The 23552-nt window shown below is 61.7% G+C and carries 21 protein-coding genes; 10 read left to right on the top strand and 11 right to left on the bottom strand.

The genetic code is table 11. The features are described from left to right. The first annotated feature begins 106 nt into the window (after nt 1–106). Complete coding sequence (locus AAIL67_RS17190) at nt 107–439, top strand: SMR family transporter (protein WP_343484449.1); 333 nt, start codon at nt 107–109, stop codon at nt 437–439. Here AAIL67_RS17190 and AAIL67_RS17185 read toward each other — a convergent pair. The 5 genes from AAIL67_RS17185 to AAIL67_RS17165 form a co-directional block, all read right to left on the bottom strand. Next, nucleotides 433–1125, bottom strand: coding sequence for a dienelactone hydrolase family protein (locus AAIL67_RS17185; protein ID WP_343484448.1), 693 nt, complete (start codon nt 1123–1125; stop codon nt 433–435). The two genes, AAIL67_RS17190 and AAIL67_RS17185, sit on opposite strands and share 7 nt — an antisense overlap. A gap of 195 nt (nt 1126–1320) precedes the next feature. Continuing rightward, nucleotides 1321–1731 carry an alternative ribosome rescue aminoacyl-tRNA hydrolase ArfB gene (arfB, locus tag AAIL67_RS17180; protein ID WP_003063861.1) on the bottom strand — a complete coding sequence of 137 codons (411 nt, stop codon included), beginning with the start codon at nt 1729–1731 and terminating at the stop codon, nt 1321–1323. Beyond that, nucleotides 1728–2666 carry an alpha/beta hydrolase gene (locus AAIL67_RS17175; RefSeq protein WP_034359390.1) on the bottom strand — a complete coding sequence of 313 codons (939 nt, stop codon included), beginning with the start codon at nt 2664–2666 and terminating at the stop codon, nt 1728–1730. The genes arfB and AAIL67_RS17175 overlap by 4 nt, the downstream gene beginning before the upstream one ends. Then, the gene (aroQ, locus tag AAIL67_RS17170; RefSeq protein ID WP_034359392.1) at nt 2660–3103 is read right to left on the bottom strand and encodes a type II 3-dehydroquinate dehydratase; all 444 of its coding nucleotides are present in this window, start codon (nt 3101–3103) and stop codon (nt 2660–2662) included. Before aroQ ends, AAIL67_RS17175 begins: the two co-directional genes overlap by 7 nt. Before the next feature lie 132 nt (nt 3104–3235). Further along, a complete protein-coding gene (locus AAIL67_RS17165; protein WP_063664914.1) occupies nt 3236–3571 on the bottom strand; it encodes a hypothetical protein in 336 nt (111 codons plus the stop codon). A 225-nt stretch (nt 3572–3796) separates the two neighbouring features. Here AAIL67_RS17165 and AAIL67_RS17160 point away from each other — a divergent pair, with 225 nt between their 5' ends. From AAIL67_RS17160 to AAIL67_RS17140, 5 genes are all read left to right on the top strand, one after another. Next, nucleotides 3797–5614 (top strand): glutamine--tRNA ligase/YqeY domain fusion protein, encoded by a 1818-nt coding sequence (locus tag AAIL67_RS17160; protein ID WP_034378403.1) that lies wholly within the window; start codon nt 3797–3799, stop codon nt 5612–5614. Between the two features lie 311 nt (nt 5615–5925). Beyond that, nucleotides 5926–7338: a YdgA family protein gene (locus AAIL67_RS17155; protein WP_034378405.1), complete on the top strand. Its 1413-nt coding sequence runs from the start codon at nt 5926–5928 to the stop codon at nt 7336–7338. 336 nt (nt 7339–7674) lie between these two features. After that, the gene (locus AAIL67_RS17150; protein WP_343484447.1) at nt 7675–9492 is read left to right on the top strand and encodes a DUF3300 domain-containing protein; all 1818 of its coding nucleotides are present in this window, start codon (nt 7675–7677) and stop codon (nt 9490–9492) included. Between the two features lie 128 nt (nt 9493–9620). Then, the gene (locus tag AAIL67_RS17145) at nt 9621–10247 is read left to right on the top strand and encodes an FMN-binding negative transcriptional regulator (protein ID WP_343484446.1); all 627 of its coding nucleotides are present in this window, start codon (nt 9621–9623) and stop codon (nt 10245–10247) included. Nucleotides 10248–10362: 115 nt separating this feature from the next. Then, nucleotides 10363–11244, top strand: a complete 882-nt coding sequence (locus AAIL67_RS17140; RefSeq protein ID WP_343484445.1) for a peptidoglycan DD-metalloendopeptidase family protein — start codon at nt 10363–10365, stop codon at nt 11242–11244. A gap of 112 nt (nt 11245–11356) precedes the next feature. Here the strand turns inward: AAIL67_RS17140 and AAIL67_RS17135 are convergent, their stop codons facing one another. Beyond that, on the bottom strand, nt 11357–11815 hold the full coding sequence (locus AAIL67_RS17135; protein ID WP_224648528.1) for a DUF2242 domain-containing protein: 459 nt from the start codon (nt 11813–11815) through the stop codon (nt 11357–11359). A gap of 437 nt (nt 11816–12252) precedes the next feature. Here AAIL67_RS17135 and AAIL67_RS17130 point away from each other — a divergent pair, with 437 nt between their 5' ends. Next, nucleotides 12253–13074, top strand: a complete 822-nt coding sequence (locus tag AAIL67_RS17130) for an META and DUF4377 domain-containing protein (protein ID WP_034359409.1) — start codon at nt 12253–12255, stop codon at nt 13072–13074. Between the two features lie 437 nt (nt 13075–13511). Here AAIL67_RS17130 and AAIL67_RS17125 read toward each other — a convergent pair whose 3' ends face one another. Continuing rightward, nucleotides 13512–13859 carry a hypothetical protein gene (locus AAIL67_RS17125; protein ID WP_003053278.1) on the bottom strand — a complete coding sequence of 116 codons (348 nt, stop codon included), beginning with the start codon at nt 13857–13859 and terminating at the stop codon, nt 13512–13514. A gap of 344 nt (nt 13860–14203) precedes the next feature. Here AAIL67_RS17125 and AAIL67_RS17120 point away from each other — a divergent pair, with 344 nt between their 5' ends. Beyond that, the gene (locus AAIL67_RS17120) at nt 14204–15508 is read left to right on the top strand and encodes an MFS transporter (protein ID WP_034359411.1); all 1305 of its coding nucleotides are present in this window, start codon (nt 14204–14206) and stop codon (nt 15506–15508) included. A 94-nt stretch (nt 15509–15602) separates the two neighbouring features. Here the strand turns inward: AAIL67_RS17120 and AAIL67_RS17115 are convergent, their stop codons facing one another. After that, on the bottom strand, nt 15603–16598 hold the full coding sequence (locus AAIL67_RS17115; protein WP_034378409.1) for a diaminopimelate dehydrogenase: 996 nt from the start codon (nt 16596–16598) through the stop codon (nt 15603–15605). An 81-nt stretch (nt 16599–16679) separates the two neighbouring features. Then, nucleotides 16680–17570 (bottom strand): EamA family transporter RarD, encoded by an 891-nt coding sequence (gene rarD / locus AAIL67_RS17110; protein ID WP_034359486.1) that lies wholly within the window; start codon nt 17568–17570, stop codon nt 16680–16682. A 205-nt stretch (nt 17571–17775) separates the two neighbouring features. Here rarD and AAIL67_RS17105 point away from each other — a divergent pair, with 205 nt between their 5' ends. Beyond that, nucleotides 17776–18543: a pseudouridine synthase gene (locus tag AAIL67_RS17105; RefSeq protein ID WP_034359415.1), complete on the top strand. Its 768-nt coding sequence runs from the start codon at nt 17776–17778 to the stop codon at nt 18541–18543. A gap of 54 nt (nt 18544–18597) precedes the next feature. On the opposite strand, the gene AAIL67_RS17100 is transcribed toward AAIL67_RS17105, so the two are convergent. Then, complete coding sequence (locus AAIL67_RS17100) at nt 18598–19617, bottom strand: phosphoesterase (protein WP_343484444.1); 1020 nt, start codon at nt 19615–19617, stop codon at nt 18598–18600. A 337-nt stretch (nt 19618–19954) separates the two neighbouring features. Between AAIL67_RS17100 and AAIL67_RS17095 the strand changes: the two genes are divergently transcribed. Further along, nucleotides 19955–21151, top strand: coding sequence for a M20 aminoacylase family protein (locus tag AAIL67_RS17095; RefSeq protein ID WP_343484443.1), 1197 nt, complete (start codon nt 19955–19957; stop codon nt 21149–21151). Between the two features lie 65 nt (nt 21152–21216). Here AAIL67_RS17095 and AAIL67_RS17090 read toward each other — a convergent pair whose 3' ends face one another. Then, complete coding sequence (locus AAIL67_RS17090) at nt 21217–23502, bottom strand: EAL domain-containing protein (protein ID WP_343484442.1); 2286 nt, start codon at nt 23500–23502, stop codon at nt 21217–21219. Between the last annotated feature and the right edge of the window lie 50 nt (nt 23503–23552).

The following is a 23552-nucleotide window of genomic DNA, read 5'->3' as shown; positions in this document are numbered from 1 at the left end:
TATGTGCGCACAGCCGCTGGATTTTGGCAATAACGGCCAGAAGCGGTCCGGGGTCTTGAAACCAGCCTGGAAACAGCCCGGCCCCAGCCGCACTACAGTGCCCGGCATGACAAATTACCTGTATCTGGGTCTGGCCATCATCTGCGAGGTGATTGCCACCTCCTTCCTCGCCAGGTCGGAAGGCTTCTCCAGGCTCGGCCCTACCGCGGCTTCCCTGGTGGGCTATGCGATTTCTTTCTATCTGCTGTCGCTGACGCTGCGTACCGTGCCCACGGGCGTGGCCTATGCAATCTGGTCCGGCGTGGGCATCGTGCTGGTCTCGGCCGTTGCCTACTTCTGGCAGGGCCAGAAGCTCGATGCCCCCGCTCTGGCCGGCATGGCCATGATTGTGGGGGGCGTGCTGGTGATCAATCTGTTTTCAAAGACCGCCGGTCACTGATCGCCCTCGCCCCCGAAGTCCTCCACTGACTGCGTCAGATCCTGCAACCACTGCATGCTGGCGCGCAGCTCCTCGGGCCGGATCTCATGGGCGCCCGGGTACTCGTGATAGCTCAGCTGCAAGGGCAAGGAGGCCAGGCGGTCACGCACGGCATGGGCGCTGGTCAGTGGAATCACATTGTCATAAGTGCCGTGGCTGACCCAGGCCGACTTGCCCTCGAATGCGGCAGCGGGCGCGTGCAGCGACGCGATCTCGGGCAATAGACGGCTGTGCCAGACCAGTGCGGCACGCAAGGTCTGGGGCTGGGTCAGCAACTGACTCAGACTCATGATGCCGCCCTGGCTGAAGCCCCCCAGCACCACCCGCTCGGGCGGAATGCCCAGTTGCTGCGCGGCCTGCTCCACCGTCTGCTGCAGCAAGATACGCGCCTGCTGCTCCTGCGGCACATTGATATGGCGCGTACCATCGGCATCCACAGTGAACTGAAACCAGGCATAAGCACCCATACCCATGGCAAAGGGCGCACGCAGACTGAGCACATGAAATTGCGGCGGCACATAGGGCACCAGGCCGAACAGGTCCTGCTCATTGCTGCCCACGCCATGCATGAGCACCAGCAGCCAGGCAGGCCGGCCGGCGTCCAGCTGCGCGGGCCGCTCCAGATAAGTCAAAGGCAATGTGCTCATGGACAACTCCCGAAGGCAGCACGGAATTTGATGGGAAACAGGCTGTAGCGCTTTTGCATTCTGCGACTGCAGCTATCAAAACAATATAGCGCAGACCCGCAGCCGGCTGACCGATCCGTACTCGGCCCGACAGGGTGCGCGCATGCCTTTTGATACAGTTGACCGACCTGAGCGTGGCTTTGCCGCTACACAAGCTCAGTCATGCACCCGCCCGCGCAATGCCTTGATGCCGGAGCGCAGGCTTTTGCCCTGCAAGCGTCTTTGCTGCGAGCCCCAGGTCGGCTTGGTGGGCTTGCGCGGGCGTGGCGGCCTTGCAACCGTGGCTACCAACGCATTGAGGCGCTGCAGCCCATCCCACAGATTGTGTTCCTGAGTGCGGTATTTTTGCGCCTTGATGACCACCACTCCGTCGGTGGTGATGCGCGAATCGCCCAACGCCAGCAAGCGCTGCTGCACATCGACCGGCAGACGCGAGGCTCGAACGTCAAAGCGCAGATGCACAGCGCTGGCCACCTTGTTCACATTCTGGCCGCCCGGGCCTTGAGCGCGCACGGCGCTCCATTGCACATCAGCTTCGGTCAGCTCGAAGGCGGCCGCATTGCTCACGACAGAGCCTCCTGCAGCGCGGCGCAGAAGGTGGCCGGATCCTCGTGCTGTACCCAATGGCCGACGTTCCGCATCACCTGCCAGTCCAGCGCCCCCAGGCACTGACGCTGCATCAGCAGTTGCAGCTCGGCCAGGCAGCCCGCATACAGAGGGTCATGCTCGCCATAGATCGCCGCCACCGGCACCTTGATACGGGTCAGGGCCCGGGCCAGCACATCGGTGCGCGACAGCCGTCTGCGCGGCAGTCGGTCGCGAGCCACATTGAGCGCATGCAGTGCCAGCGTCTCTTCATCGATCAGCACCTCGTCATGCAGCATGAGGGCCGCGATATTGTGACGATGGGCCTGCATCTGTGCCTCCAGCCCCGGCAGGTGGCGCCAGCCCAGCAGGCGCACGCTGCGTCCCTCGGTCATTCCCATGCCTGGAGCGCCGACCAACACCAGCCTCCGGGCCAGCTCCGGATGCTCGGCAGCCAGCAGACCGGCGGTCATGCCGCCAAAGGAAAAGCCGACCAGATCGCAGACCGGACCCGTATCGGCATTGCCCAGCAACTGCCGAATGCCATAGGCCAGAGGCTCCAGCATGGTGTCCACATCCATGCCGCCGGGCACTCCATCGGATTCACCAAAACCCGGCAGATCGGCCAGCCACAGGCTGTAGCCCGCCTCGGTCAGCGGCTGAATCACACGCAACCAATGCGTCCAGCTGCCACTGCCGCCATGCAGCAGCACCAGGGGCAGACCGCGCTGCACCACCCCGGCCGGGGGCTGCCAGCCATGCCAGACCATCAAGCCGCTGTCGGCGGCTTCTCCAAGCCGGGTCTGCACGCGCTGCGCCGTGGCCTGCAGCCGGGCAATGGCTGCCGGCAGCTCGACCCCCAGTTCCTGCGAGACCTGCTCCAGCGAACAGGCTGCTTCAACCGCCGATGTCACCACTGCGCCACCGCATCGATGGCCAGACCGTAGCCTGCCACGCCGAAGCCGCACATCACGGCGCGCGCCGTGGCCGACAGATAGGAATGGTGGCGAAAGCTCTCACGCGCATGGACATTGCTGATGTGCAACTCCACCAGCGGCACGGCCGTGCCCTTGACGGCATCGAGAATTGCCACACTGGTATGGGTGTAGGCCGCTGCATTCATGATCAGCGCCTGCAACTCCCCCTTGGAGTGCAACCGGCCTGCCTCGTGAATCCAGTCCACCAGCTCGCCCTCATGGTTGCTCTGGCGGAACTCCAGCTTCAGGCCATGGCGTGCACAGGCCTCTTCGCAAAGCTGGCGCACATCGGCCAGCGTGGCCGATCCATAGATGGCGGGTTCGCGCATGCCCAGCAGATTGAGATTCGGGCCATTGAGGACATAGACGGTTTTCACGGAAGCACTCTCCTGATTTTTGAGGACTGCCCGGATTATGCGAGCGCTGCAACCAACCCGCAGGCATAAAAAACGGCTGCCTGGGCAGCCGTCTGTGGTGCAGAGTCTTTCAGGGCTCCGTCATCGATGTCATCAGCGATAGTGATGATGATGGCGATGACCACGCCAGCGCGGGCCGCCACCGTAATAGACCGGGCCGGGCACAACCATCACGGGTGCGGGACGATACACGGGAGGCGGCGGCGCATAGTAGACCGGTGCCGGAGGCGCATAGTAGACAGGGCGCGGCGGCATATAGACCGGGGCGGGCGCCATATAGGGTGTGGCGTAAACGGGAGCGCCGACGCCCACGGCCACGCCGGGCACGCCGATGCCGACCGACAGGCTGACGCCGCCATGCGCCTGGGCGCCTGCGGCAGCCATCAGGCCAGCAATAGCGATAGAGCCAGCGGCAAGCAGCCTGGCCATGCGGGGGGAAGTTGTTCTGGACATCACAATCTCTCCTCTGTTTATGTGTCACCGGGGCAAGCTTGCAAATCTGTGCTGCGCCTTCGGCCCTTGGGGATATAACGTTTCAGAGTCCCGTCAGGATGGCACGGTTCCTCCAAAACATTGTGTCCAAATGCACACGCGGCAAAGCTGCAGTGTCCGCAGATCGACATGAGGTCATGGCAGCCGGCCTAAAATGGTGCAATGAGCTCTGCTGACGCCTCCAAATCCAACAACACCGCCCCCGAAGCGGTCAAGCCCACCAACTTCCTGCGCCAGATCATCGAATCGGATCTGGACAAGGGCACTTATGCCGCCCGTCACTGGGGCGGCGCGCCCGGCGATGCCCAGCATCACCAGAGCGGCAAGGTAGACGAAGCCAAGATCCGCACCCGCTTTCCGCCAGAGCCCAACGGCTATCTGCACGTGGGTCATGCCAAGTCCATCTGCCTGAACTTCGGCCTGGCACGCGACTTCGGCGGCGTCTGCCATCTGCGCTTCGACGACACCAATCCAGAAAAGGAAGACCAGGAATATGTGGACGGCATCATCGATGCCGTGCGCTGGCTGGGCTTCGACTGGAAGGATGCCGACGGACACGAGAACCTCTACTTCGCCAGCAATTACTTCGACTTCATGTACCGCTGTGCGGTCTACCTGATCGAGCAAGGCCTGGCCTACGTGGACGAGCAATCGGCCGACGAGATGAAGGCCAACCGAGGCGACTTCACCCGTCCCGGCGTGAACAGCCCCTTCCGCGACCGCTCCGTGGCCGAAAACCTGCAGCGCTTTGCCGACATGAAGGACGGCAAGCTGGCCGATGGCGCCGCCGTGCTGCGCGCCAAGATCGACATGGCCGCGCCCAATATCAATCTGCGCGACCCTGCCATCTACCGCGTGCGCCACGCCGAGCATCACAACACTGGCAATCAGTGGTGCATCTACCCGATGTATACCTTTGCGCACCCTATCGAGGATGCCTACGAGCACATCACCCACTCCATCTGCACACTGGAGTTCGAGGATCAGCGCCCCTTCTACGACTGGCTGCTGAACCACCTGCGCGAAGGCGGTCTGATCGACGCCCCCCAGCCCCGCCAGTACGAGTTCTCGCGCCTGAACCTGACCTATGTGATCACCAGCAAGCGCAAGCTCAAGCATCTGGTGGACAACCAGTTCGTCACCGGCTGGGACGACCCGCGCATGCCCACCGTGGTCGGCCTGCGCCGCCGCGGCTACACGCCGGAGTCCATCCGCAACTTCTGCGAACGCATCGGCGTGACCAAGGACTACGCCTGGATCGACTACGGCACGCTGGACGGCTGCCTGCGTGAAGATCTGGAAAACAAGGCACACCGCGCCATGGTCGTGCTGGACCCGGTCAAGCTCGAACTCAGCAACTGGGCCGAAGTGTTTGGCAGCGCCGAACATCTGGAGGACTGCCACCTGCCCGCCCTGCCCCACGCGGCGGAAGGTGAAACCGTGCCAGAGCGCCGTTTCACCCTTGGCCGCGAAGTCTGGATCGAGCGCGAAGACTTTGCCGAAGTGCCGCCCAAGGGCTACAAGCGCCTGTTCCCCGGCAACAAGGTCCGCCTCAAGGGCGGCTATGTGATCGAATGCACCGGCACCGAAAAGGACGCCGATGGCAATGTGACCAAGGTGCTGGCCACCGTGGTGCCCGACACCAAGAGCGGCACACCGGGCGCCGACAGCGTCAAGGTCAAAGCCGCCATCACCTGGGTGGGCGCGGCCGATGGCCTGCAGGCCGAAGTGCGCATGTACGACCGTCTGTTCACCGATCCGCAACCCGATGCCGGCGGCAAGGATTTCCTGAGCCTGCTGAACCCCGACAGTCTGAAGGTAGTCACCGCTTATGTGGAGCCTTCACTCAAGGCGGCCCAGGCTGACGACAAGTTCCAGTTCGAGCGTTTTGGCTATTTCGTGGCCGACCGCAAGGATCACCGCAGCGACAAGCCCGTGTTCAACAAGATCACCGGACTCAAGGACAGCTGGGGCAAATAAACGCTCCACCCAGTCTCAACAAGGCTGCCAGGATTCACTGGCGGCCTTTTTTTATTGCGCAAACTGCCGCGGCATTTATCCCAAGAAAAGCTATTCGGTTCTCCGATAGGAAAATGGATAGCGCCCAATGAATTCTGGTTACATATTGAAATGAATACCGCCGGTATTGATTTTCAATACTCGATAAACATTTGCATAAAATGTTCTGAAATTCAGAGCATTTGATTATTTTCTTTCTAGAATCCTGCTCACCGCAACATTACCAATCCGCAATTCATTCGCGGATTTTTTATTTTCATCAAAGGTCAAGAATGAACAGAAAAGCAGGAGCAGGCATTGCAGCGGCCATCGCCGTGATCGTGGCAGGAACACTGGGCACCAGCTATTACATGGGCGGCAAACTGCAGCAAAGCTTTACCGAAGGCCTGGACAAGTGGAGCGAGCATGGCGTGAAGATTCAGGTCACCAGCTATGACCGCGGCGCTTTTTCCTCCACCGCCAAAACGGTATGGACCCTGGACAGCGGCGACGAGCCCGTCCAGTTCACCGCCGAGCACAAGATCAGCCACGGTCCGCTGCCCCTTGGCCATGCCGCCGAGATTCACACCAGCTTCAATCTGCCCGAAGACGCGGACCCGGCGCTGAAAACCGCGCTCAACGGCCGCTCTCCGCTGGAAGTCGACACCAAGGTCGGCTGGGGCCGCAGCAGCTCCAACGTCATGACGTCGCCGGCCGTGAGCAGCAAGATCAAGGACAGCGAAATGAACTGGGGCGGCATGAAGATCGTCTGGGACATGCCCGCCGACATGAAGGCCGCCAAGGGCACGGGCAGCTTCGCCGGCCTGCAGTTCAAGGACGAGGAAGGCAGCGTGACGCTGGACAAGGCCGATATGCGCTTCGACATGAAACAGCCCCCGGGCCAGCAGTTCTGGACCGGCCCGTTTGCCATGACGATTGCCAAGATTGCCGCCACCAAGCAGGAAGAGGAAGGCAAAAGCTCTGCCAGCCACTTCGAAGGCATCACCATGGATTCGGACACCATCCTCAAAGGCGAGGTCGTGGAAATGACGCTCAAGACCGGCATCAAGACCGCCAAACTCGAAGACAAACAGGCTGACGACCTGATACTGGACATGGCCTTCAACAATGTCGATGCCAACTGGATCAACCAGGTCGTGGAAATGAGCAAGCGCAAGAACCCGCTGCTCGGCGAGGCCACTGACGACGAAGATGCCGAGGAGCAGGGCAGCGGCGATCTGCGCGAGAAAATGCTCAAGTCGCTGACACAGGCCCTGGCGCGCCAGCCCGTGATCGAGCTCAAACGCCTGTCCATGCGCACCCCCGACGGCGTGAGCGAGTTCGCGGCAGCCATTCAGTATCTGGGCGATGGCGAGAAGATGGGCACTCTGCTGCAGGATCTGAAGGTCAGCCTCAAGGCCGATATGCCCAAGCCCTTCATGGAAAACATGATGCTCTCGCGCAGACGTTCCAGCCTGCTGGCCGTGTTTGAAGACGAGAGCGAGTACAAACCCGAGGATATCGAGGAAGCCGCCAAAGCCCAGACTCAAGCCAGCCTGGACATGCTCAAGGAGCAAGGCATCTTTGAAGACAAGGACGGCAAGATGCGCACCGAGATCGTCTATGCCAAGGGCGAATTCCAGGTCAACGGCAAGCCGCTGGACGCCATGGGTACCAGCACACTCATGGGCACCATGACCGAATGATGTGACCCAGACCCGGGAGGCGTGTTGCTTCGCGGATAGCTCCAAGGCCTGCCTCGCGCAGGCCTTTTTCATGGGAAGAACGCCCCCCGAGTATGGAGATGCAGACGAGAAAGCACCGTCAGCAACTCCTGCCCGAAGTGTTCATTGTTTTCAGCCTTCAGCCCTTACCCACACTGCGAAAGAAGCTATCAAAATTCACGATATCTCTCGGAGCATGGCCTGCAACCACACGCTTTATTTGCTTACAACACTCTGTCAACAACGGCTCAAAACTGGCGTTAAAACAGCATCCGCCAAAGCACCGTGATTTGCACGGCGCGGCGCAAGGAGCGTCAGATGTCGCATTTCCCCAGGACCCGGCCCGAGCAGCCGGAACTGCAGCCAAAAACGGTCGCCCGCCTATGGCATCCAGGCATGATTGCCCTGGCCGCCGCCATGGCGCTGAGCGCCTGCAACGACAAGGATTCGCCGATCAAGGCGGACAGTGCGCCGCCAGCCTCGGCACCTTCCGCCACGCCCGATGCCGCCCAGCCTCAGCCCGCAGCCTATGTGCCACCCGGTGCTGACGCGCTCTACCGGATGGTGGCGCCGATTGCGCTTTACCCGGACAAGCTTGTGGCCCAGATCCTGGCCGGTGCCACCTATCCAGACCAGATCAGCGCCGCCGAAACCTGGCTGGGGCAAAACCCCGGCCTGCACAAGACTGCGATGAGCAATGCCGTCAACGCCCAGAACTGGGACCCTTCCGTCAAATCACTGACCCAGTTTCCCAATGTGCTGGAACAGATGGCCTCCAACCTGCCCTGGACCACGGCGCTGGGCAAAGCCTATTACAACGATCCCTCGGATGTGATGAACGCCATACAGGTCATGCGCAACCGTGCCTACAAGGCCGGCACGCTCAAGACCTCCAGCCAGCTCAAGGTCAACCTGGCGTCCACGCCTGCCGCCGTGGCCTATACGCCAGGAGCCGTGGTCACACCGCTGCCCGACCCGGTCATAGAGCCGCCGGAGCAGTTCATTGAAATCAGCCCCACCCAAGTGGATACGGTCTACGTTCCTCAGTACGACCCGGCTGCGGTCTACGGTCAGCCGCTGCCCGTATATGGCGGCTACCGCTATGTGGAGGTGCCGCCTCCAGCTCCCGTGGCAGGCGTGCCAGTAATGGCCGGCCTGCTGGGCTTTGGCACCGCCATCGTGCTGGCCGGGTCCATGGACAGACATCCGTCCTGGGGCTGGAATGCCTGGAATATGCACTGGGGCGATCCCGAAAGGCCCTGGCGTCACGGCGAGCGCCCCCCGCCCCCGCAAGCCCGTCCGGCCGTGGTCTACAACAACACCACCTATATATCGCAGTCGCGAACCGTGGTGCAGAACATCCATCGCACGGACAACACCTATATCAACAGCATCCATGAAAATGCCGCAGGCGAGCGCCGCGAGCCGGCCGGGCCGCCCCAGGCGGCAGGCGTCCTTGCTGGGCCGGGGACGATGGCTGTGGGCGCTGCCGTCGGTGCCGCCGCCATGACAGCCGGTGGCCATGGCCTGAACCAGCGACAGCCAGCACAGAGCCCCCTGGCTACACAGCTACAGGGCAGGCCGGGCTTTGCCCAGGGACCCAACCATGCTCCAGGCGGGCCGCGCGCATCCAATGGCAATGCTTTGATGCCGCCGCAAGACCCCCATGATCGCCATCCACCTCAGGCGCCGCAGATGCAGGCTGCCATGGTGGAGAAAGCCATGCAGCAACGCCCACAGGAGCCAACCCAGCGCCAGCAAGCGATGCAGCAAGTCCGCGAGCAGCAGGAGCGCCAGCGACAAGCCCAGATGCAGATGCAGCGCGCCCAGGAGCAGGCTCAATACCAACAGCAAATGCAGCAAGCCCGTGATCAGCAAGAGCATCGGCAACAGGCACAGCTGCGGCAGATGCAACAGCAGCACGCCCAGGAGCAAGCTCAGCGCCAGCAGCAAATGCAGCAGCAACAGGCTCGTGAACAACAGCAGCGCCAGCAGCAAGCCCAGATGCAGCAACAACGGGCACAGGAACAGGCCCAACGCCAGCAGCAGGCTCAACAGCACCAGGCCGAGCAACAGGCTCGCATGCAAGCGACGCGGTCTGAGGGCCGCTCGCGCGGGGATCGCGAGCACCGCTGAAACGCCACTCGCCTTCGTACCATGCCGCCTGCCATGCAGGCGGCTTGTCAGTGCGCAGCCTGCATGACGGTATAAACAAGCTCATAGAAGCTCATTCGTTTTTGCGCCACTCACTGCAGCAGGTCTTCATGTACAACCCCTGCCATTTCAAGGTCGACGACCCCACTGCCCTGCATGCTCTGATCCAGGCTCACCCGCTGGGTTGCCTGGTCACCCATTCCGACTCGGGGCTGGACGCCAATCACCTGCCTTTCGAGCTGTTGCAGGACGAGGACGGCGTTTTGCGCCTTATCGCCCACGTGGCGCGCGCCAACCCTGTGTGGCAGCAGATCCGGGACGACAGCTCCGTGCTGGTGATCTTCCGTGCCGAGCAGGCCTATATCTCCCCCAACTGGTATCCCAGCAAGCACGAGAACCATGAGCAGGTCCCGACCTGGAACTACCGTGTGGTCCATGCGCACGGCCGCATCGGTGTGCGCGATGATGAAAAGTTCGTGCGCGGCGTGGTGGGCCGGCTCACCCGCCGCCATGAGGCTCGGAACAATGCCCAGGCCCCGTGGAAAATGAGCGATGCTCCGCCCGACTATCTGCAACGCATGCTCGGCGCCATCGTGGGCCTGGAAATTACCGTCGACCGCCTGGAAGCCAAGTTCAAGCTGAGCCAGAACAAGCAGCAGCGCGACCGGCTCGGTGCAGTGCAGGCCCTGGAGCAACTGGGACAGCTGGATCTGGCCCTGAGCATGCGCCTGCCCTGATCGCCGCTGCCGACCTGCAAGTCATAGACATGCGTAAAGCTCCCATCCCTGTATCGCCTTTAGCTCCGCTATCGATAGCAATACAGCACAATGCCTGCACAACCCGATAAGCACCATGCCAGCCGAAAAAATTTCCAACCTTTCTCTCCCTCCCGAGCGCCGTCGCCTGCTGCAATGGATGGCGCAATCGGCGCTGTTTGCCGCAGCACCAGCCTGGGCTGCGCGCAGCGCCAACTCGGACAGCGCGCTCTGGCCGCAGGACAGCAGGGTTCCCGGCGGCGTCGCACGCCTGTCGCTGGGCCCTGCCTCCGCACGTCCCCTGGTCACGGCAGCGGAGGCCGAGGTTCTGGTGGTGGGAGACATGATCGAATGGACCGCACTCGTGGGCATACCGCTTGCCACCACACCGGGTGAGCAAAGCGTTGGCGTGAAGGCCGACGGCCGTTTGCACACCATGAGCTATACGGTGCGCGACAAACAGTATGTGGAGCAACGCCTCAAGGTCTCACCCAAGACGGTGGACCTGTCTGCCGAAGACAATGCCCGCTACGAACGCGAGGCCGCCCACCTGAAGACCGTGATGGCCACCTTCACAGAGCCGCTGCCTTCCGGCAGCCTGCACATGCGCGTGCCGGTGCCGGGTCGCCGCTCCAGCAGTTTCGGCCTGCGCCGAGTCTTCAACGGCCAGTCGCGCAATCCGCACAGCGGCATGGACATCGCCGCCCCTACGGGCACGCCGGTGCGTGCACCGCTACCCGGCAAGGTGATCGATGTGGGCGACTATTTCTTCAACGGCGGCACGGTCTGGCTGGACCATGGCGGCGGCCTGCTCACCATGTACTGCCACCTGAGCCAGGTGGACTGCAAGCCGGGCGACCAGTTGCAGACAGGCGATTCCTTTTGCAAGGTCGGAGCCACAGGCCGCGTGACCGGTCCCCACCTGCACTGGAGCGTGATGCTGAACCGCGCCATGGTGGACCCGGCGCTGTTCATCTGAACGGATCTCGCAGACGAAAAAGCGGCTCAGCGAGCCGCTTTTTAAATTCTCACGACCAGCTCAGGACCTCCAACGCATACCCATCAGGCGCAACAGACCGGTTTGCTCGAAACTATGGTGCATCCCGATCCTGCTTCAGATAGTTCTCCACCAGCTCAAAGAAACTGTCGTAGAAGCTGCGTTTGGAAATGGTCTCGCTGCCCACCTTGACCAGCGAATCGTTGCTGGAGGAAAACGGCAGAGACAGCGAACCCAGAGCGCTCACCCCCACGCTGGCCGAGGTTGCACTCTTCTTTAGCGAATAGCGATCCTGCAACGCTGTCGCAAAACCCAGACTGACCAGGCCGTCGCTGGTCTGCGGCACGCAGACCACACGGAAATTGATTTCCAGATTGGTCTCCGTATTGGGCTGGAAGTTCTTGCGCCCTTCTATCAGCTCCTGCGTCCTGGCCGTTGCGATATAACCCTGGCTCAACAAGGCGCGACGTGCGGCCTCGCAAGTCTGTGCCGGTGTCGCATCAAAGCCGCGGGAAAACGTGGAACTGGAGTCGAAAGTCTCCTGTACCGGCATATGCTGAGGTGCGGTTGCCGAGCATGCCCCCAGCAAACCTGCCAATATGCCCACAGAACCCAGCCGCCCCCAATTCAGCCCAAACAAAGCAACACCACCTAAGCGCACAGAAACTCCTTGATGCCTGGGCCGTAGTTTCTTCATAGCCCGAACCTTTGAAGCGTAGCAGCTTGGCAAAGACTAATTTGACGAAGCGCTGTCTAGTCGTACGGATTTTTTCGATCTTTACAGGGGCTTCACGCCCGGGCGGCACATCTGATTTCTCCGCCCTTCCGCGTGCAGCATTTGTTGACACTCTGAGGTTGTCGAAGCGCAAAACAACCGCAACGTTGGGTTAAGGTCAGATAAAACCCGCAGGGAACTGATATGGTCAACAGAGACTCTGTTTCTGCTGACACGGTTTGCCGTATTCCTCTATTCGACCTTAAGGAAACCCTATGAAATTTCGCTGGACCTGGTGCCTTCCCCTTGTTGCTTCCATGACGCTTGCCGCCTGCGGTACGACAAGCGGTGGCGGTGCAAGCAAGCCCGGCCCTACAGGCTCCGCAGGCGATGCCGCGTCGCTGACCGCCTACCACTGGAAACTGCAGCAGGCCTACACACCGGCTGGCAATGAGGACCAAAGCTGGTTTCTGGGCTCCAGCCAGGCACCTATCGAGCTGGACTTCGTGGATCAGCGCGTCGTCGTCAAGAATCTGTGCAACGTCATCTCGTCGGCTTACACCGTTGAGGGCCAGCGCATCAATCTGCAGCGCGGCATGAGCACCCTGCGTGCCTGCAATGACAACCAGCTGATGATGCTGGAGCAGAAGGTAGCGCGCATTCTGCCTACGGCCAAGCAATGGAATGTGCAGCTCGGCGGCGCCACTACTGAACAGCCTCGCCTGACGCTGCAGTTCATTGATGGCACGCGCTGGCAGCTCAACGGCAAGCCCACTGCCCAGACCCAATACGGCAGCGCGCCCGAACGCATATTTCTCGAGGTCGGTCCCGAGCGCAAGGCCTGTAGTGCAGGTGCAGGCCGCCATCAGTGTCTGCAGGTACGCGAGATCCGCTACGGCGACAACGGCGTCAAGACCTATACCGGCCAGTGGGAGAACTTCTACAGCGAGATTGAAGGCTACAAGCACGAAACCGGTGTGAGCAATGTGCTGCGCATCAACCGCTTCAAGCGCCAGAATGTACCCGCCGATGCTTCAAGCTATGTCTATGTGCTGGACATGGTGGTGTCCTCGGCCATCGCCGACAAGCGCAAGTAAGCCGGCGCTCAGGCATTGAAAAAGCCGGCCCTGGTGCCGGCTTTTCTATTTTCATGCGTACATTCAACGCCGATGTTTCACGCACCACGTTTCATCAAACATGGTTCGTTGCCAAAGGACGATTTTCTTTTGGCAATAACTACTTAGGGAATGTTTTCTGAACGCAGTAGTTCGGAAAACAGGATTACAGGTTATGCCCAGCGTCTGTGGAGCCGCCTGTGGACAAGCCTCGGAAAAGCAGAGCGAGGCCGCACAGGCATTGACTTCGGGCCCTGCGATCAAAAAATACGCAGGGATGATTGAGCCTGCAATGTTTCACGGAGAAAAAAGCCGACACCTTTCGGATGCCGGCAAGAGAGGAAAGTCACTGACCTCACACACAAATCATTGAGCTGGCTCCTGCCCCGGCTCCATGCCCCGGGCAATAGCCGACAGATTCAACGCAGACGGAAACGACCTTCCACAAACATGGAGGAACGATGGCCGCTTTCGCACTGGTTGTCAGCATAGGACCAGAAAGCCTGCACCGTGCCCTTGGCCGAATCTATGACCTGGCTGACCGTGAAGCCGGTTTTCTCGATCCAGTTCAAAAAATGCAGGTGGTCGCTCAGTTGCAGATAGCTGAGGTTCTCGCAGCCCTCGGAAATATGCCCTTGCGAGTCCACCACGCGCCAGCGCATCTGACCGCTGGCGGTGTAGCGGACTTGGGCCTGGCTGTCCGGGAATTCAATGACTGCTTCGCGGCCCAGAAGAGTTCCTGCGTATTGCATCGAAAGCATGGACATGATGTGACTCCTTGAGAGAAAGCTTCGCTATTCATAACGCCAAACCATTTGTGTGAAGCTATGATGAATCGCCGCCGTTTCTTTGCGTGTGGGAAAGTGACTCATGCCTTCGTCGGTAAACATTTTTTGACAAACAAGGCTTCTCTCCTGCATGGCATGAAGGTTAATCCGCAGCCTGCTTGCCGGATATGAACCGCAGCAGAAGTGAATGCTCAGAACGGCCATAGGCACTGCAGAAAACAAGGCGATCGCGCATACTCGGCCCTCTGACATTTCAGGTCGCCAAGGCAGGACGTCGGCCCAGGCCAACTCCCGCCTCCTCAGCCGCACTCACGGATCTCACCTTGTCCACCCCCGTCACCTCTACAGCGCCTCAGGCCTCCTCCATCCCGCCATTGCGCGATCCCGCTTTTGTCAATTTCGTGCTGGCACGCATGCTTGCCATGTTTGCCCAGCAGATGCAGGCAGTGGTGGTGGCCTGGCAGGTGTACGACATCACCCGCGAGCCTCTGTCTCTGGCCTATGTCGGGCTGGCGCAGTTCCTGCCCATGGCGGGTCTGCTGATTCCCGCTGGCGATCTCAGCGACCGCATGAGCCGCAAGCGCCTGCTTGGCATCAGCTGGCTGGTGGCCGCAGTCTGCTCGGGCCTGCTCTGGCTGCTAGCCGAGAGCGGCGCGCACAATGTGCACTGGATTTATGCAGTGCTGGTGCTGTTTGGCTGCAGTCGCGCCTTCAGCGGTCCGGCGCTGCAAAGCCTGTTGCCGCAGATCGTTGCCCGCGAGCAACTGGCCCAGGCACTGGCCACCAACAGCATGCTGATGCGTATCTCGGCGATTGCCGCTCCCGTGCTGGGCGGCCTGCTGTACGCGCTCGGCGGCGGCGTGCTGACCTATGCGGTCTGCGGCGTCGCTCTGCTTCTGGGAGCCGGCCTGCTGAGCCAGGTCCCCGTACATTTTGCCGGCCCCAGGATCCTCACTGACGTGCAAACCACCATGTGGCAACGCTTTGCCGAAGGTCTGCATTTCATGCGTACCCGCCCCATCATCCTTGGCACCATCTCGCTCGATCTGTTTGCTGTGCTGCTGGGTGGCGTTGTGGCCCTGCTGCCCGTTTATGCGCACGAGGTGCTTCAGGTAGGTCCGCAAGGCCTGGGCCTGCTGCGCTCCTCCATGGCTGCGGGAGAGGTCTGCATGGGCCTGTGGCTGGCATCGCGCCCCATCAACCGCCGCGTGGGCAAGGTGATGTTTGCCGCCGTAGCAGTGTTCGGACTGGCCAATCTGGTGTTTGCGCTCTCGCACTGGTTTGTACTGTCCATGCTGGCACTGGCCGTGGCCGGTGCGGCCGATATGGTCAGCGTCTATATTCGCGGCGCATTGGTGCAGTTTTCCACGCCCGACCATATGCGCGGCCGCGTGAATGCGGTGAACATGCTGTTCATCGGCTCCTCCAACGAGCTGGGCGAGTTCCGCGCAGGCAGCAGCGCGTCCTGGTTCGGCGCAGTTCCCGCCGCCATTCTGGGCAGCCTGTGCACACTGGGCGTGGTGGGTGGTTGGATGGCACTGTTCAAGCCCCTGCGCGATGTGGACAGGCTCGAAGATGCGGCGCGCGTAAGCGGCCTCGAGCCCCCGCAAGCACTTGAAAATCAATAGCTGCCAATCATCGGGCAATTGACGCTGCAACCCGCTTCGACACAAAAAAGCCTCGCAGACCCTGCGAGGCTTTTTGCTGATCGCGGCGGCTGATTTACAGCAGCTCGGCACGCAGTTGTTCGGCGCTCTTGGGCGACAGCAGGCCAGGGGCCACGTCAAATACCGTCTTGCAGCCATGTTGGCCAGCCTGGGCCAGGCGATGCACGGCGCGTGCATAAGCCACAAGCACGCTGGAAGTGAACTCGGGGTTGCTGTCCAGCTGCAGGCGGTATTCGATGACCTGCTTGTTTTCGGCACTGGTATTGCCGCTGCGGATCACAAAGCCGCCATGGGGCATGGCAGAGTGATCGCGAGCCAGCTCTTCGGCACTGATGAAGTGGACCGTGGTGTCGTACTGGTCGAAGTAGTGAGGCATTTCCACAATGGTCTTGCGCACGGCTTCGGCGTCGGCGCCATCCTTGAGCACCACATGGCATTCACGCTGGTGCTTCTCGCGGGTGGACAGCTCGGGGCGCACGCCGGAGCGCACCTTGTTGACCGCCTCTTCCACAGGGATGGTGTACTGCACGCCGCCGGCCACGCCTTCCACGCGGCGGATGGCGTCGGAATGGCCCTGACTCAGGCCCTTGCCCCAGAAGGTGTAGGTAGCGCCGTCAGGCAGCAGGGCTTCACCCAGCACGCGGTTGATGGAGAACATGCCGGGGTCCCAGCCGGCCGAGATCAGGGCCGTGCATTGACCCCCCTGAGCGGCCTTGTCCACATTGGCAAAGTGTTCGGGGATGCGGGCATGGGTGTCAAAGCTGTCGACCAGATTGAAATGAGCCGCCAGCTCGGGCGCCTGCCTGGGCAAATCGTCCTTGGAGCCGCCGCAGAGAATCAGCACATCGACCTGACCTTTGTGCGACAGCAAAACATCCATGGAATGCACAGGCGTATCTGCATTCAGGGGCTGGAGCTGGGAAGGGTCGCGACGGGTGTAAATCCCCTTGAGCTGCATATCGGGGTTCTTGGCGACAGCAGCTTCCACGCCGCGGCCCAGATTGCCGTAACCGACGATAGCAACGCGGATAGGGGATGAGGTCGATGCCATGACGAGCTATTCCTTCAAACAAAACAAAACTTCAATTATTGCCCTGTGATGCACCAACTTGGGGCTGGAACTGCAGCAATCTCAGTCCGATGTGTGTGAACGCCCACGCCATGAATGCCGCAAGCCATCGCCGATCAGCAGGCCCACGGCGGCAAAGATCAGCGCATAGCTCAGTTGCTGCTGCGGCTCCATGCTCTCGCCCAGCAGCCAGGCCACCACGACCAGCAAGGCCGGTTCCACATAGGACAGCAGACCGAACAGGCCCAGCGGCAGCCAGCGACTGGCAATCATGTACAGCGCCAGCGCCACGGCGCTGACGATGCCCAGCAAGGGCAGCAGGCCCCATAACGTCGGATGACCCGCGACCAGCGGCCAACTGTCGGGCGTGCGCAGCGTGAAGGCAATGGCCACCGGAACCAGCAGCGCCATGTCTATCCAGTGACCGGCCAGGGTATCGGTCTGCAGCCAGCGGCGCAGCGAGAAATACACCGTATAGCCCAGCGCCACCACCCAGGTCTCCCAGGACATGCCGCCGGCCTGCCAGAACTCATGCGCCACGCCCGCAGCCGCCAGGAGCGTAGCCAGGCTCTGGCCCAGCGTCAGACGCTCGGCAAACAGCACACGCCCGGCCACGACCATCACCAGCGGCAGCAGAAAATAGCCCAGCGACACTGGCAACGCACGCCCGTTCATGGGTGCCCACATGAAAATCCATAGCTGCACGCCCAGCAGCGCCGAGCTCAGCACCAGCAGCATTCCAAACCGGGGCTGGGCCAGAGCTCTCGCCAGCAAGTCGCGTACCGCCGCCACCTCCTTGAGAGCGAACAGCAGGGCAGTGGTAAAGGGCAACGTCACCAGCACGCGCCAGCCAAAGATCTGCTCGCCATCGAGCGGGGCGAGAAAAGGCGAGAGGTAGTACAGCGAGGCGAACAGCACGGACGCCAGGACCGAAACCACCACCCCCTTGAACATCACAGACACAAGATCAAGCCTCCAAATGGCGGCCAGCATTGATCCGTCAAGCGCTGGCAGCTACTTCAAAAAAAAAATGAGCCGACGTCGAGCGGCCCACACCGATTCTCGGCCACGAAGCGGCCTGTCGGCAGGCAGACCCTGGTCAGCAAAGCTTTGCACTGTGCGCTAGAGTGCGGCTCGCCCTCTTCTGTCTGCCTTCCACATGCCCGATACCGCCCTGCCCGACGGCTCTGCCAATCCGCCTTTGCACATACTCTGGCAGGACGAGCATATGGTCGTGGTCTACAAACCCGCCAGCTGGCTGGTGCATCGCACGGGCCTGGATGCGCACGAGACCCGCTTTGTCATGCAGACGCTGCGCGACCAACTGGGCCATCATGTCTGGCCCGTGCACCGGCTGGACAAGGGCACCTGCGGCGTGCTGCTCATGGCACTGCACAAGCAAGCGGCCCAGGCTCTGGCTGCCAGCTTTGCAGCCCATGAAACCCGCAAGGAATATCGGGCCCTGGTGCGCGGCTGGCTACCCGAAACGTTGGAAGTCGATCATCCCCTCAAGCCCGACGATGCACCCGAGGATGCCCCGGTGCAGGACGCGCACACGCACTTGCGCTGTCTGGCGCGCCTGTCCTGGCCCGAAAGCTATGACGGCCGACACCCCGAAACCCGCATCAGCCTGGTCGAAGCCCTGCCGACCACGGGCCGCAGACACCAGATACGCCGCCATCTCAAGCATGTGGCCCACCCCATCATCGGCGACGCCACCCATGGCAAGGGGCCGCTGAATCGCTGGTGGGCCGAACGCCTGGGTCAACAGCGGCTATGGCTTCATGCCAGGGCACTGGAGATTGCCCACCCCGTGAGCGGGCAGCTCATGCGCTTCGAGGCCGACTGGTCCAGTCTGACTCAGCTGCAGGAAGCGCGGGACTGGCAAAAGCTGCTGGCGCTGCCGGGCTGGCAACCCATAGCATAAGAAACAGCTGTCAGCGCTTGTATCTCAAGCGTTGACAGCTATGATTTTCTGCAACTACGCAGACTTGGGCGTAGCGCGAATCCACTTGCCCTCTTCGTCGAACTGCAGGCCTGGTGCGGCCGCAAACTCGTATTGCGCTTCGGGTTCGGCCTTGAGCTCACCCTGCAGCAACTCCACCAGACGCTCGTTGCCCATCTTGAAGCCACAGGCCTGGGCATGGCCTCCGCCGCCAAAGCTCTCTGCCAGAGGAATGCAGTTGAACTCCGAACGCGAGCGCAGGCCCACCTTGGTGCCCTTGTGATTGGCATGCCACATCAAGGCAAAGCTGCCGCTCTGGCGCGCCAGCAAATCACCCACCTGGCTGTGGAACATGCCCGGGCAGTTGACCATCAGGCCCTGCCTGCCGTTGAAGACCAGCACCTGGGCGCCGTCGGCAATATCGGCGCAAAGCTTCTGGAATTTCTCGTCCATGGCGCCGCCACGGGCCATGTAGACGGTTTCCTGCTCGGGCGTGAAGGCCGCAATCTCGGCCCAGCGCTCAAAGCTGCGCACGGGCTCCATGTCCAGAGCCGCGAGAAACGCCGCGCTTTCGGGGAATTCCCATTTCCAGATATCGCGGTCCTCGATGTAGCGAATCAGACCGGGCACGGGCTTGTCGGCCTGGAAAAACTCCCAGGCCAGACGCGCGCCGGACTTGCTCATATCGAAATGCACCACGCCGCATTGGCATTGGTAGCCGCTGAGTTTCTCGGCGGCGCTCTTGTGATGGTCCAGCACCACGAGCTTGGCCACGCGCGACTCGATCTCGGCCATCAGCGTGGGTTCAAAGGCAAAGTCCAGTACATAGACGGCGCGACCGGCCAGATCGCCCAGGTCGTCGGCCGTCTGAATCTCGCCGTGATCCAGACCGCGAAACTCGGCCTGGCCTTCATAGAACAGCCAGGCCGCCAGCGCCGCGCCGAAGCCATCGGGGCAGCGACGGCCATGGTAGAGGATGAGAGGGTTGGGATCGTTGCGATCAGGGCGCACCAGCAACTGCTGGAACAGGGAAATTTTGGCGTTCTGTGCGGTCATAACCCGGTATTTTCGCCGTTTGCGCCGGAACGAGGCGACGCACGGGGCATTGCGGGTTCGCGGCTGACTGCATCTGGCGGGTGTTTCGCCCTGCCAGACGCGACCAGCAGGGCGCATCCGGCCGTACGCAAGAGGTCTCACGCCTGGTAAGTCACCACTTGCTTTTTTCCCGGTTAGCACAAGCGCTGAAATCCCTGATTTCGGTATCTACCTAAGCCCCCACTCTTCGCATACGCCTATGATGGGGGTCTTGCTATTGAAATGCTGCGGTCACCGGCAGGCCCGCAACGCTTGCCTGCCACGACAGTTACAGCGCTGGGTGCTCCGCGGCCCCTGTATGCGATCTACACCCGATATCACTCCTCACCTCGGTACGCTGCTCAGTTTTCGCCGCGACCTGCACGCCAACCCTGAGCTCAAATACGAAGAGCACCGCACAGGCGACAAGATCGCCGCATACCTCACCGCCCTGGGCCTGACCGTGCATCGCGGCCTGGGCCAGACTGGCGTTGTCGCCAGCATCTACGGCAAGGGCCGCAGCAAGGAAAACCCCGGCCGCAGCATCGGCATCCGCGCCGATATGGATGCCCTGCCCGTCACGGAAATCAACACATTCGGCCACATCAGCCAGAACAAGGGCCGCATGCATGCCTGCGGCCACGACGGCCACACCACCATGCTGCTGGGCGCTGCAACCACCCTGGCGCAGCAACCCGACTTTGACGGCACGGTGCACCTGATCTTCCAGCCAGCCGAAGAAGGCGGCGCTGGGGCCAAGGCCATGATGGATGACGGCCTGTTCGACAAATTCCCCTGCGAAGCCGTGTTTGCGCTGCACAACTGGCCATCGCTGCCGGCAGGTCAAATGGCGGTGCGCGTTGGCCCCATCATGGCCTCCACCCTGCGCTTTCAGATCAGGGTCCATGGCAAGGGTGGCCATGCGGCCATGCCCCACACCACGCTGGACCCGATTCCCGTGGCCTGCGCCATCGTCAGCCAGTTGCAAACCCTGGTCTCGCGCAGCACCGACCCTCTGGACTCGGCCGTGCTCACTGTGGGCAAGATCACCAGCGGCACCGTGGAAAACATCATTCCCGACGACGCCATCATCGCCGGCACCGTGCGTACCCTGAAGAAGGAAACGCGCGAGATGTTTGTCGAAGGCCTCAAGCGCATCAGCAGCCATGTGGCAGCCGCCCATCTGTGCACGGCCGAGTTCACGCTGCGCCCTGGCGCCTACCCCAACACCACCAACCACGCCCGCGAAGCCAAGTTCATGGCCGCCGTGATGCGTGAAGTGGTCGGTGATGACAACGCCTTTGACGATGTGCTGCCCGCCATGACCTCCGAAGACTTCGGCTTCATGCTGGAGGCCGTCCCCGGCGCCTATGGCTGGATTGGCAATGCCAAGGGCGACCAGCCCGGCGTGAGCCTGCACAATCCGGCCTACGACTTCAACGATGACAACATCGGCCGCGGCTCCAGGTTCTGGGATCTGCTGGCACGTCGCTATTTTGAGCAGCCTGCCGCCTGACGACAGCCAACAACTACGCCATTCATAGCTGACAGCCCTCAACCAGCAATGGTTGCGGGCTTTTTTCATATCTTGGCTGCGGCATCGGGCTCGCCCAACACCTCGACCAGCCAACGCTGCTGCGGCATGGGCATGCCGAGCAGCATGCCCTGCAGCACGATGTCCGGGTTCCACTGCGTCAACTGCAACGCCTGCTCGGACAGCTCCACACCTTCGGCCACCACGCGCAGTTGCAAGCGGCGCGCCACCAGCAACATGGCTTCCACCAGAGCCGCATCTTTTTCGGAACGATGACTGCCGCTGACAAAACTTCTGTCGATCTTGAGTTCCTGAATCGGCAGGTGCTGCAGGCTGTACATGCTGGAATAGCCGGTCCCGAAGTCATCGAGAGAAATCTCTATGCCCAGGCCGCGCAGTGCCAGCATGCGCCGGCGTGCCTGATCCAGATCCCGTAGCAAGGTGCCTTCGGTGATCTCCAGTGTCAGCTGGCGCGAATTGGCACCGGTTTCCCTCAAGACCTTGTCCAGCGTGGCCATGAAGTCGTCATGCGCAAATTGCTGGGCGCTGACGTTGACCGACAGACGCAGTCCGCGCTCTGCCATGGCCGGTCTGGCCAGCAGCATGCAGGCCTGACGCAGCACCCAATCGCCCAGACGCACAATGAGCTCGGACTCCTCGGCCACCGGAATGAACTCCCCCGGGCTGACCAGTCCCCATTCGGGGTGCTGCCAGCGCACCAGTGCCTCGGCACCCACACAGCGACCGCGCGCATCGGTCTGACTCTGCAGATACAGACGCAGCTCCCCGTCGGAGATGCCATGGTACAAATCCCTGGCAATGCGCACGCGCCGATACACATCCTGGGCCATGCGCGGCTCGAACAACACCACGCTGCCCGGACCGCCCAGCTTGGCCTCATGCAGGGCCACGCTGGCAAAGCGCAGCACGTCATGGCTGTTGCCGCCTCTGATGGCCGGCTCCAGCACCGCACCACCGATGCAGCAGCTGACAAACTCGGTTTCCACCCAGCTGTTGAGGGAAAAGGGCTTTTGCAAGGACTTCTTCAAGGTCAGCGCGTACTGCTGCAGCTGCTCCTCCACGCCCTGGGCATGCTTGTGCAGGCTATCGAAGACGATGGCAAACTCCGCGGCCGCAATACGCGCAATCCAGGCATCGTCAGGCAGCACCTCGACCAGTCTGGCCCCCATGGCCTGCACCAACTCGTCGCTGTGCTGCATGCCATGCACATCATTGAAGACGGAAAAGCGATCTACATCCAGCAGCAGCAGGCCATGGCTGGCATCCTGCCGAACCAGGGCCAGTTCGCGCAGATGCAAGGTCAGGGAATGGCGGTTGGGCAGCCCCGTGAGCGAGTCCAGGTAGACCAGGTCGTGGATACGGCGCTCGGCCAGAACGCGCTCGGAGAGATCGCGCTTGAGCTCCACATAGTTGACGACCTCTCCCTGAGGCGTGCGAATCGGCGTCACCAGCACCGACTCCCGCAAGGCCTCCCCCTTGCTCGTGCGATTGGTCATCTCGCCACGCCATAGCGTTCCCTTGGCCAGTTGCTTGAGCGCGCGCTGACGGTGACTGCGGTCCATGCCCATGGTGGATACCAGTTCGGTAGACTGGCCGAGCACCTGCTCGCGCGCATAGCCCGAGCGCAGCAGAAAGGCCTCGTTGACATAGATGACCTTCAGCTCGGGATCGGTGATGACGATGCTCTCGGGGTTCTGCTCGACCGCCCGATAGAACTTGCGCAACTCGTTCTGGCTGGTCTCCAGTGCGGCCAGCATCTCCTGGCTTTTCTGCACGCGCCGCCCCAGGCTGGCTCTTGCCTGCAAGCAAATGATGAGCACCAGCATCATCATGCCCAGCAAATGAATCATCGCCAGCAGATGCTCGGCCGCCGATAGAGCCGCAAATGGCGTGCCGATATGCGGCGCCAGCCACCATAGAGAGGCAACGACGATGGAGGACAGCCCCAGCATCGTCAGGGCGGCACGCGTACCCTGCACCCAGAGCGCAACAGCCAACCAGGCAGGAAATGCCATCACGGCCGGCCCATAAAGCCCTCCCATGTGCCAAACCCAGAGCAAGCTCAACAGCCAGTTGCCCCAGACAAAGCAGGACACTGCCCAGACCCACTGCCTGGCCTTGGCCAGGCCCATGCACAGCAGCGACAGCAGCATGACGCCGCCGGACAGCGCCAGATCCATGTCGTCCATCGCCGGCATCAGCAACCAGACCAGACTCATTGCAGCGCCCAGAACCCACATCCAGAGACAGCCCAGCCACACCATGCGGCGCATGGGCAACCGGTATCTGGCCTCAACGAAGTGACGCTGCATGCAAGCCCTTTGGCATTCAGACTGAATGATGAATGCTAGGGGCAGTTGCC

This window comes from Comamonas sp. A7-5 (assembly GCF_039581385.1).
Lineage (GTDB): Bacteria > Pseudomonadota > Gammaproteobacteria > Burkholderiales > Burkholderiaceae_C > Comamonas > Comamonas thiooxydans.
The sequence above is the reverse complement of the archived record's forward strand: the minus strand, read 5'-3'. Positions and strand labels throughout refer to the sequence as shown.